Origin of the sequence: Bacillus sp. N3378-2at (genome assembly GCF_033412715.1) — a bacterium.
GTDB classification, from domain to species: domain Bacteria; phylum Bacillota; class Bacilli; order Bacillales; family Bacillaceae; genus Bacillus; species Bacillus subtilis.
This window is the reverse complement of record NZ_CP117986.1, coordinates 1,269,935-1,280,506: the sequence shown is the minus strand read 5'-3', so window position 1 is coordinate 1,280,506 and position 10,572 is coordinate 1,269,935. Positions and strand designations below refer to the sequence as shown.

Genomic DNA, 10,572 nt, shown 5'->3' with positions numbered 1-10,572 from the left:
ACTAGCTGATCATTTGTCACCTTTTTAACTGATATATTTCGATTGTATGCGCCTTTTTTCTAAACATACCTTTCTTTTCAGAAAAAAAGAAGACAACCAGCGATTTGATTGTCTTTATTGTATCATGTTCTATTATTGTTTATATGTGCCAATTTCATTAATAGCCATAATCAAAATGAAGGTCTTCGTGCCAAATCAGATACGGAGGATGCTCTTCTTGAAGGTCAGCTGATTCTTTCTTCATATTCAGGTAAGTTTCTTCACTGATATCCTCTAAAACAGTCATTTCGTTTTCTTTAAATATTACTAAGGTACCCATTATTTACACCCTTCTTTGGAAAAATCCTTGACTATTTTATCACTGTTAGTTGGAAAGTCAATGGTTATTAGGAAAAAAGTTTCTTTTTTGAGGAACGCGGCTTGTTGCCTTCGGAATTTGATTTTGAAGAGCTGCCATTCACTTTTTACAAATTACGCCGATATATACAGTACAATACTGAATGCGAATAGCGAGGGATTGAATTGTCGTTACAACAATACGAAATTTTATTGGATTCTGGTACAAATGAATTAGAAATTGTGAAGTTTGGCGTGGGTGAAAATGCTTTCGGAATTAACGTCATGAAGGTAAGAGAAATTATTCAGCCTGTCGAGGTGACATCAGTGCCTCACTCCCATCAGCATGTAGAAGGAATGATTAAACTCAGAGGAGAAATCCTCCCTGTGATCAGTCTCTTCTCATTTTTTGGAGTAGAGCCTGAAGGATCAAAAGATGAGAAATATATCGTGACTGAATTTAATAAACGGAAAATTGTTTTTCATGTCGGCTCTGTTTCTCAAATTCACAGAGTATCCTGGGAAGCGATTGAAAAGCCGACATCGTTAAATCAAGGAATGGAGCGGCACCTTACCGGGATTATTAAGCTCGAAGACCTGATGATCTTTTTGCCTGACTATGAAAAAATTATTTATGACATTGAATCAGATTCAGGTGTTGACACGTATAATATGCATACCGAGGGCTTCGATGAAAGAAGAACTGATAAAAAGCTTATCATTGTAGAGGACTCACCGCTTTTGATGCGCCTCTTGCAGGATGAATTAAAAGAAGCAGGGTACAACAACATCGCTTCGTTTGAAAATGGAAAAGAGGCATATGAATACATTATGAACCTTGCTGAAAACGAAACTGATTTATCAGAACAGATTGATATGATCATCACTGATATTGAAATGCCAAAAATGGACGGACACAGGCTCACAAAGCTGCTGAAGGAAAATCCGAAAAGCTCAGATGTGCCGGTTATGATTTTCTCATCGTTAATTACGGATGATCTGCGTCACCGCGGCGAAGTTGTAGGCGCAGATGAGCAAATCAGCAAGCCTGAGATCAGTGATTTGATTAAAAAAGTGGATACGTATGTTATTGAATAAATAAAAACAGCCGTTGCCAGAAAGAGGCACGGCTGTTTTTATTTTAAAAGTAACTCTCGCCAAGTTTTTTAAAGACCGGTTTATGGTAAGCTGGCTGCTGGCGATTTGGCACTAGCGGCTTTTCTTTCATGCCGACATATTCTTGCAATAGGTGTTTCGCTTTTGTTAAAGACATTTGAGCTTTAGGATTTCGGTACGATTGATTAAGTGTACCTAAATGCGGAAGATGTTCGAAGTCTTCTTTAGTTGGAGGCATGTGAAAATAGTAGTCTCCGATTGAGATAAGCACGTCCGATTGCTGTTGGCTGAACCTTGGATTTTTTGAAAAATGAAGCCCTATTTTCTTTCCTTTACCTTCTTTGACAAGCTTTTGCAAAGCCCGTTTTTTCAGCAGATATAGGTATTTAGGGTTGGGGGCGGTTTTTGCATGGCGGTTCACAGTGTAAACTGCTTTTGAAAGATTTTCTACGGTTGGCTGCAGATCTTTCGTATATGCATGGTCGTCCATTATTTCTCTCCTTTGCTCTTATCAATTTCTATATGTTTAGATTATACTTTTTTAAAGTTGAAATGCAAATATTGAATGTAAAAATGCGCTTTTTTCTAAGAAAAAAAGCGCATTTTTAACCTGCATTATACAGATCTTGCCTTCTTTTTCGGCTGTTCTTGAAATGCTTCCTGAACATTCACTTCCACAGCCTGAGCACTGTATTTTGGCAGTGCAATAAAATAAAAAATAAAAACGAGCAGGATAATAACACCCATGCCGTAATAAAGATAATCAATGTTTGAAACAAACTTAGGGAATAACAGCGCGACTAAGCCAAGTGTCAAAGACTGTGCAAACATCATAAAAGGGTCCTGCATGCCGCTTACACGTCCCATCAGTTTTGGATGAACAATTTTGGGCATCCAGCCTCCGATTGCAATGTTGATCGGTCCGATGCACATTCCCAGTGCAAAAGCTGCCGCGTAATACACCCATAAAATATTGGTGTAGCCGAGGACGAAGATCAGCAAACCTGCAATGAAAATCGGTATCGACATTAAAAAGTGCGGCTTCACTTTTTTAGAGATGATCGTGCCGATTACGCTGCCTGCCAGCAGCCCAAACCCGAGTGCGATCGTAAATACAGACGTATGCCACTCATAACGGTCAGGCGCCAATCCATATTTCATTGTAAACATCGGCAATACGGCGAATCCTCCATTGACAAATCCAAAAATAAAGAAGCCAAAAATAAGAGATGCCAGCAATTTGTTTTTTAAAATATAGAGGATGCCTTCTCTAAAGTCATTTATTGAATCCTTAACAGAAGTCTTTCTCCAGCTGAATGCACCGTTTGGCTGTCGGGCTTCTTTTGGAATCCGGCAGCTGCGGATGAGCAGCCCGGAAATGATAAAGCTGACAAAATCAAGAATAATGGCGCCTTCAATACCGATGGTGTTGTACATAAATGCGCCTATACCGACTCCAAACACCATAAAAATGCTAAAAAGCATCTGATTAAGCCCTGCCGCTTTCGCATAATGCTCCTTCGGCAGAATGGCTTGTACCAAACTGTTTTCTGCCGGAAAGAAAAACTTTGTTACAGCGCTTCTGATAAATAAGATACAAAAAACAAGAGGAATATTGCCGGTAAATAAAGTGAAAAAAAGCACGACAGTCAGGCCTGCTCTGATCCAATCACAATTTTCTGCCACCTTTTTTCTGTCAAACCGGTCCGCGACGACTCCCACGATCAGAAATACAAATATGGTCGGAAGAGAATACATCAGCTCCGCCAAGGTCGTATATGAAGGCTGGCTGCTGAATCGGTCCAGCAAAAAAAAAGCAAAGGCCATGTTGCCTACTGTCGTGCCCATTTGAGAAGCGAGTGCTGCGAAAAATAGACGAACAAAATTACGATTTTTAAATATATCCATAAAAACGCTCCTTACCCTAAAGGTCCCACTTTATCATATTATAAACCGCCTGTTTTTGAAACAAATAAGAAAACATTACCGGTTAATCGTGACTCTTGTTCCGTTTGGCACAATTGAAGCAAGTTCGATCACGTCTTTGTTATGCATGCGAATGCAGCCTTTAGAAACAGCCTTACCAATCGAAGCGGGATTATTCGTCCCATGTATTCCGTAGTGCTGCTTTGAAAGGCTCAGCCAATAAGCGCCAAATGGGCCGCCGGGATTGCGCTGGCGGTTAATAATGTAAAACTCGCCAGTAGGCGTTTGCGTTAGTATTTTACCAACGGCGATGGGATAGGTTTTCATTACCCGATTATTTAGGAACAGCGTAAGGGTCTTCGCTCCGATTGAGACTGCGATATGATACGGAATTGTATAAGGGTCCGGCAGTCCGGGGATGACTATGGACTGTCCTGCGGTGAGCCCTGCCTGCAGTGACGGATTAGCCTGGAGTAATGCAGCCGTGCTGATTCTGAAATCAGCCGCGATGCTGTTCAGTGTATCACCTTGCTTCACCTGGTACGTAAGCAGTTTCCTCATCCTCCTTTTTTACTTATAAGTATTGATGAGGAGCCCATCCTGCTACATTAATTTGTGCTTTTTAAGGTGAAGACAGTGATTTCAGGCTTGGCCAGAAACCGCAAAGGCAGCCTGGTCATCCCGAGGCCTCGGTTTACGTAAATATGAGTGCTGCCCGTTTGATACATTCCCTCTGTGTAGACTTTTCCATATGGAGGCGTAATAATCGGTCCGTAAAAAGGCAGCTGAATCTGGCCGCCGTGTGTATGGCCGGAAAGCTGAAGGTTCACGGGATAATCTGTTGTTTTCAAGGCCGCATCAGGTTCATGGACGAGAAGAATGGAAAAAAGTCTGTCGCTCAGCCTTGAAAGGGTGCCTTCATAATCTGGGTTTCCCAGCATTAAGTCATCAAGCGAAGCAATCTCGATTTTGCTGCCATCTGCGAGTGACAATGTTTGATAGCCATTGCGATATACCGTGAAACCTCCGGCCGTCATCAGGCTTTTGTAAACGGCAGTTCCATAGCCTCCGTGATCATGATTGCCGTAAATACAAAGCTTGCCGAAGGGAGCATTAAGCTTTCTCAATAATGGAATGACTGCCTGGTGGTGCTGGTACGTATCAGGATTATCGATAATATCACCTGTAAAAACAATGAGATCAGGTTTAGATTCATTAATTGTAAGAATGACAGTTTTTAAATCTTCGAGAGTAAAGTAATCACTCAAGTGTGCATCGCTGAACTGCACGATTTTAAAACCGTCAAATCCGTGCGGGATGAGAGAGCTTTTTATTGTGTGTTCGGTTGTCTCGATCATATGCGGCTCGAGATACCTGGCATAGCCATATCCCCCGCCGGCCGTTAAAGCCCCGGCAGCAAGAGCGCCGAACATTCCTTTTAGAAATTGTCTTCTGGACATCTTTTTCATTTCAAACCAACCTTTAATAGAGTTTTTCTATTATATCATCTGTATCTGATAAAAATCTCATATGAGCATGTGCTGACAGAGGCAGGGATATAATGATAGAATATTATTGAATGAATACTCATTCACAATAGGGGGGATAAACATGGAAAAAAAGGCGGTAATTATTACCGGCGGGTCAAGCGGCATGGGAAAAGCGATGGCAAAAAAACAGGCTGAATTAGGGTGGCACGTTATGGTGACAGGGAGGAACCATGAGGCACTTGAGGAAACAAAAAAAGAAATTCAGACCTTTGAGGGACAGGTCGCTTGTTTTCAAATGGATGTCCGTTCCGATTCCGCCGCTTCAGACATGATTAAAGAAGCGGTAAAAGCCTTTGGCCGGCTTGACGCGCTGATTAACAACGCGGCCGGAAACTTTATTTGTCCGGCAGAAAAGCTGACGCCCAATGGATGGAAAGCCGTTATTGAGATTGTTTTAAACGGCACATTTTTTTGCAGCCAAGCAGCGGCAAGGCATTGGATTGACCAGAAGCAGCAGGGTGTCATTTTAAATATGGCAGCCACGTACGCTTGGGGAGCGGGAGCGGGGGTCGTTCATTCCGCTGCAGCCAAAGCGGGGGTATTGTCATTGACAAGAACGCTGGCCGTTGAATGGGGGAGCAAATACGGCATTCGTACAAACGCGATAGCCCCCGGACCGATTGAACGAACAGGCGGTGCGGAGAAGCTATTTGAATCGGAAAAAGCGATGGCCCGCACGATGAACAGTGTGCCGCTCGGCCGATTGGGCACACCGGAGGAAATCGCCGCTTTGGCAGCGTTTTTGCTTTCTGATGAAGCATCCTATATAAACGGGGATTGTATCACAATGGACGGGGGGCAATGGCTGAATCCTTATCCGTTTTAAAGAATATTAATCTTTGGATTCAATGTGGTATAATCAGACAAAGATAGAGAAGCAGGTGATAACATGTTGGATCCACTTGATATTTTAACGAACATTGATGATGTCCTTCCATATTACCAGGCGATTTTTAGTGCCGAGGAGCAGAAGGTTGTCGGATATGAGGTGCTTGGACGAATTTTGGCAGATTCAGAAATCCAAAGTCTCGGGCCCTTCTTTTTAGATGCGGGGATACCCGAAGAATATAAACTAGAGGTTGATAACAGAATTATCCGCCAGGCTCTTGACCGCTTTTTAGAGGCGGATTCTGATCTGCTGATTTTTATGAATCAGGATGCCAATCTGCTGATGCTGGATCATGGTGAAAGCTTTCTGGAGCTTCTGAAAGAATATGAAGCGAAGGGAATCGAACTCCACCGTTTTGTTCTTGAAATTACAGAGCACAATTTTGAAGGGGATATTGAGCAGCTCTACCATATGCTTGCATACTATCGTACATACGGAATTAAAATCGCAGTTGACAACATCGGAAAAGAAAGCAGCAACTTGGACAGAATCGCGCTGCTCTCACCAGATCTGTTAAAAATCGATTTGCAGGCGCTGAAAGTGTCACAGCCGTCACCGTCATATGAGCATGTGCTGTACAGCATATCTTTATTAGCAAGAAAAATCGGTGCGGCGCTATTGTATGAAGACATTGAGGCGAACTTCCAGCTACAGTACGCCTGGAGAAACGGAGGCCGTTATTTTCAGGGCTATTACTTGGTGTCTCCATCTGAAACGTTTCTAGAGAGAGATGTATTAAAACAAAGACTTAAAACTGAATTTCACCAATTTATCACACATGAGAAAAAGAAACTGGAGACCGTCTATGAGCACTCTGAACAGTTTTACAAACGAGTGCATCAGGCTGTGACCTCTTTGAGAAAAAACAATCTGTCTTCTGATGATGACTTTATTAAAAAGCTGGCGGAAGAGCTGACAGATTGCAGCTTCAGGATTTACATGTGTGATGAAGAAGGCGATCAGCTGACGGGAAATGTGTTTAAGCAAGATGGAGAATGGATTTATCAGCCGGAATATGCGGAAAAGAACTGGAGCTGGCGCCCTTATTTTCTGGAGAACATTATGAGAATGAGAAATCTCAGAAAAGGTTTTTTCAGTGATCTGTACAGTGATTTGGAAACAGGTGAAATGATCAGAACGTTTTCATATCCGATGGATGATCAGATGTATTTATTTATAGACTTGCCTTATTCTTATTTATATGAGCAGGACGGACTGATTTAACGGCTGAAAGGCCGTTTTTTTTTTTTATGAATTGAAAAAAATATCAAAAAACGATTGACATTGATACTGAGAATCATTATCATTTAATTATAGAGAGAAGCTACTCTCTGTTCCCCAACCCCTCTATCAGATCAAGAGCCGAAAAAACTTGGCGCTACCCCCGCCAAGTTTTTTATTTGTCAAAGCATAGGACAATCCAATGAAACAATAAACCTAACTAGTGGTAAACGTTTAACACGGGGAGAAACATTCAGTGCCGAACACCCCTGACACTGCTGCACGGGTGTTCAGTTCCGTTGTTTACCTCTATCCAGCATGACTCCCATTGATTATGGCCACGCGGGACTTCACCATAAAATTCAAAAGAAGGTTTTGACAAAGTTGCAAAAAGGCATTCTTAATGCTGCCAAAGATTCGAAAAAAATTATAATTGTGTGCATGACATTCAAAAAAAGCCTCAAACTAAAGAAAAATCGTTTTTTTCACTTTTTTTCTTTGCTTAAATTCAGCAGTGAAAATGCCATCCTGTCCGACTTTATGGTATGATGCTCAATAGAACTTGTATTATAATAAATACTTGTTGATTTGAAGTTGCTTTTTGAAAGGAGTCTTTTTTTAGAATGTCACAATTAATGGGTATCATCACACGGCTGCAAAGTCTGCAAGAAACAGCGGAAGCGGCTAACGAGCCAATGCAGCGCTATTTCGAAGTGAATGGTGAGAAAATATGCAGTGTTAAATATTTCGAAAAAAATCAAACGTTTGAACTGACGGTTTTCCAAAAGGGTGAAAAACCTAACACATATCCGTTTGATAATATCGACATGGTTTCCATCGAAATCTTTGAACTTCTTCAGTAAGATTCCTGAAATAGGGGGAACAAGCTTCCGCCTTTGCAAAAGTAATCGAAATAAACGGTAAGGAACATACTTGTTTCATGGTTGTAAATCCTTGAAAAGGAGTGTCGTGATGGCTGATTCTTTTCTGTTTTATAATCTTTCAGAAGCACAGATGACCTTTCAAGATGTGATGGAACGGCTTAAAGCCTTTGTTCAAAAGGACCCCCGTTCTTCTTATGTGTTATCGATCGGAACCGATTCACAGGTTTACCGCGATTACACAAAGTTTATTACCGCATTGCATTTGCATCGTACAGGCAAGGGAGCTTGGGGCTGCTTGAAAAATCATACAGTCGACAGACCCATACATAGCCTTCGGGAGAAGATTTCGTTAGAAACGGCGTACAGCCAAGAAACGGCCGCTCATATTCTTGATGGACACTTAATGGATATTACCGATCTGCTCCTGCCCTTTACCGGTGAGGGGGCGGATCTTACCTTTGAAGTTCACTTGGATATTGGGAAAAAAGGGCTTACAAAAGATCTGATCCAGGAAATGACTGGACGTATTACCTCCATGGGGATTGAGGCCAAAATAAAGCCGGATTCATACACTGCCTTCAGCTATGCAAATCGTTTCACAAAATAATTTGGCTGAAAAAGCCAAGGTAAATGTCGAATTATGCGGTTGCCGTTTGTTATCTGATTACTTATTCTAGCGGTAGAGCTGAAAGTAAGTTGTCTTGCTTTCAGAGGTATTCAGTATAAAACAGGGGGCCTGATTGCGAATGAGTCTTATCGGTGAACGATTTACAGAAGAAGAACAAAAACTTCTGCTGAATATCCTGATCAACCATGAGTATGCCATCGAGCTATTAAGCAGTGAGATCAACGATATAGAGACAGGGACCAAAAACGTTGACGGAACCACCTACAAAAAACTTGTAACGCTATACGACCGATTTCGATTTGAAAATTAATGGGACACCCTATAATTGATACTCCACAAAGAGTATCTTTTTTATTGAAAGGAAACTTTTCGACAAATACTGATAAAGTTTATATTATTGCAATATAGGGAATGTATTGATGATGAAAATGAAAAGGGGTCGAAAACATGATAAGCTTACAATCAGATCAACTTCTTGAGGCAACAGTCGGACAATTTATGATTGAGGCGGACAAAGTAGCGCACGTGCAAGTCGGAAATAACCTTGAGCACGCATTATTAGTATTGACAAAAACCGGATACACTGCCATCCCGGTTCTGGATCCTTCCTACCGTTTACATGGCTTAATCAGGACAAATATGATCATGAACAGTATTTTTGGACTTGAGCGAATTGAGTTTGAAAAGCTTGACCAAATCACTGTTGAGGAAGTCATGCTGACCGACATTCCGCGCCTTCATATCAATGATCCGATTATGAAGGGATTCGGCATGGTCATTAATAACGGATTTGTCTGTGTTGAAAATGACGAGCAGGTATTTGAAGGGATTTTTACGAGAAGAGTCGTTTTAAAGGAATTGAATAAGCATATACGCTCGTTGAATAAGTAGGCTGTACGGCCTATTTTTATTATATAGGCAGAGCGAAAAAGAAAGCGCATACATAATTTAAACGAGAATAGGGCTTGAATAAGAAACTAAGATTTTATTAGAATGGGAGATAAGAAAAACTTATTGATAACAAAAAGGAGGACGACATGCAGCTTCAAGAGCTTCATATGCTCGTAGTTTTAGCTGAGGAATTAAATATGAGAAAGGCGGCAGAACGGCTTTTTGTATCTCAGCCGGCTTTATCTCAGCGCTTACAAACCATTGAAAAGGCGTGGGGAAAAAAAATCTTTTTAAGATCTCAAAAAGGATTAACGGTAACGCCCGCCGGTGAGAAAATCATTCAGTTTGCGAATGATGTGACATTAGAGCAGGAAAGAATAAGAGAAAATATTGACGAGCTTGAAGGTGAAATTCACGGCACATTGAAGCTTGCCGTCGCCTCCATAATCGGTCAGCATTGGCTCCCTAAAGTCCTGAAGACGTATGTTGAAAAGTATCCGAATGCAAAGATCTCGCTCATAACCGGGTGGAGCAGCGAAATGCTGAAAAGCTTGTATGAGGATCAGGTTCATATCGGCATTATAAGAGGCAACCCTGAGTGGAAGGGGCGCAAAGATTACTTAATGACAGATCATCTGTATTTAGTGGATACTGAAATTTCCTGCATCGAAGATATTGCCCATACAGAACGGCCGTTTATCCAGTTTAAAAGTGATAGCACTTATTTTCAGGAAATTCAGCACTGGTGGCATCAAAAATTTAAAACGTCGCCGAAACAGACGATATTGGTTGATCAGATTGAAACGTGCAAACAGATGGCGCTGCACGGAATCGGTTATGCCATTTTGCCGTCTGTTACCCTTCAAAATGAAGATAAAGTGAATAAAATGCCTCTTTTAGACATGAAAGGGCATCCGATCGGTCGGGATACATGGTTATTAGGCTATGAGCCTGCCTTTGAACTGAAACAAGTTCAAGCTTTTGTACAAGTGATAAAGGATATGCTGGATCAGGAAAATCCATTTTAAAGACAGCGAGGTGCTGTCTTTTTTTTATTTATCTGTTGACAATGAAAATCATTATCATTTAAAGTGATACATATGATATTGAAAATCATTATCAACTAATGGG

General features: G+C 41.3%; 13 protein-coding genes. 8 read left to right on the top strand and 5 right to left on the bottom strand.

What is annotated here, in order from left to right:
* Nucleotides 1–157: 157 nt before the first annotated feature.
* Nucleotides 158–319 (bottom strand): hypothetical protein, encoded by a 162-nt coding sequence (locus PUN35_RS07035; protein ID WP_003245246.1) that lies wholly within the window; start codon nucleotides 317–319, stop codon nucleotides 158–160.
* A gap of 203 nt (nucleotides 320–522) precedes the next feature.
* Between PUN35_RS07035 and cheV the strand changes: the two genes are divergently transcribed.
* Nucleotides 523–1,434: a chemotaxis protein CheV gene (gene cheV, locus PUN35_RS07030; RefSeq protein WP_014476655.1), complete on the top strand. Its 912-nt coding sequence runs from the start codon at nucleotides 523–525 to the stop codon at nucleotides 1,432–1,434.
* Nucleotides 1,435–1,477: 43 nt separating this feature from the next.
* Here the strand turns inward: cheV and PUN35_RS07025 are convergent, their stop codons facing one another.
* From PUN35_RS07025 to PUN35_RS07010, 4 genes are all read right to left on the bottom strand, one after another.
* Nucleotides 1,478–1,942, bottom strand: a complete 465-nt coding sequence (locus tag PUN35_RS07025) for a YkyB family protein (protein WP_003232406.1) — start codon at nucleotides 1,940–1,942, stop codon at nucleotides 1,478–1,480.
* A gap of 125 nt (nucleotides 1,943–2,067) precedes the next feature.
* Nucleotides 2,068–3,360, bottom strand: coding sequence for an MFS transporter (locus PUN35_RS07020; RefSeq protein ID WP_014479656.1), 1,293 nt, complete (start codon nucleotides 3,358–3,360; stop codon nucleotides 2,068–2,070).
* Between the two features lie 75 nt (nucleotides 3,361–3,435).
* Nucleotides 3,436–3,930 (bottom strand): L,D-transpeptidase family protein, encoded by a 495-nt coding sequence (locus PUN35_RS07015; protein WP_072174092.1) that lies wholly within the window; start codon nucleotides 3,928–3,930, stop codon nucleotides 3,436–3,438.
* Nucleotides 3,931–3,986: 56 nt separating this feature from the next.
* Nucleotides 3,987–4,847, bottom strand: coding sequence for a metallophosphoesterase (locus PUN35_RS07010; RefSeq protein ID WP_003232400.1), 861 nt, complete (start codon nucleotides 4,845–4,847; stop codon nucleotides 3,987–3,989).
* Nucleotides 4,848–4,989: 142 nt separating this feature from the next.
* On the opposite strand from PUN35_RS07010, the gene fadH reads away from it, so the two are divergent.
* From fadH to ccpC, 7 genes are all read left to right on the top strand, one after another.
* Nucleotides 4,990–5,754 carry a 2,4-dienoyl-CoA reductase gene (gene fadH / locus PUN35_RS07005; protein ID WP_003232398.1) on the top strand — a complete coding sequence of 255 codons (765 nt, stop codon included), beginning with the start codon at nucleotides 4,990–4,992 and terminating at the stop codon, nucleotides 5,752–5,754.
* 63 nt (nucleotides 5,755–5,817) lie between these two features.
* The gene (locus tag PUN35_RS07000; RefSeq protein WP_003232391.1) at nucleotides 5,818–7,041 is read left to right on the top strand and encodes an EAL domain-containing protein; all 1,224 of its coding nucleotides are present in this window, start codon (nucleotides 5,818–5,820) and stop codon (nucleotides 7,039–7,041) included.
* A 620-nt stretch (nucleotides 7,042–7,661) separates the two neighbouring features.
* Complete coding sequence (locus PUN35_RS06995) at nucleotides 7,662–7,901, top strand: YkuJ family protein (RefSeq protein ID WP_003218671.1); 240 nt, start codon at nucleotides 7,662–7,664, stop codon at nucleotides 7,899–7,901.
* A 109-nt stretch (nucleotides 7,902–8,010) separates the two neighbouring features.
* Nucleotides 8,011–8,529: a ribonuclease H-like YkuK family protein gene (locus PUN35_RS06990; RefSeq protein WP_003232389.1), complete on the top strand. Its 519-nt coding sequence runs from the start codon at nucleotides 8,011–8,013 to the stop codon at nucleotides 8,527–8,529.
* 133 nt (nucleotides 8,530–8,662) lie between these two features.
* Entirely contained in the window at nucleotides 8,663–8,860 is a 198-nt protein-coding gene (abbA, locus tag PUN35_RS06985; protein WP_010886502.1) for an AbrB antirepressor AbbA, read from the top strand.
* Nucleotides 8,861–8,997: 137 nt separating this feature from the next.
* The gene (cbpB, locus tag PUN35_RS06980; protein WP_014479659.1) at nucleotides 8,998–9,441 is read left to right on the top strand and encodes a cyclic-di-AMP-binding protein CbpB; all 444 of its coding nucleotides are present in this window, start codon (nucleotides 8,998–9,000) and stop codon (nucleotides 9,439–9,441) included.
* Nucleotides 9,442–9,587: 146 nt separating this feature from the next.
* Complete coding sequence (ccpC, locus tag PUN35_RS06975; protein ID WP_014479660.1) at nucleotides 9,588–10,469, top strand: transcriptional regulator CcpC; 882 nt, start codon at nucleotides 9,588–9,590, stop codon at nucleotides 10,467–10,469.
* The last annotated feature ends 103 nt before the right edge of the window (nucleotides 10,470–10,572 follow it).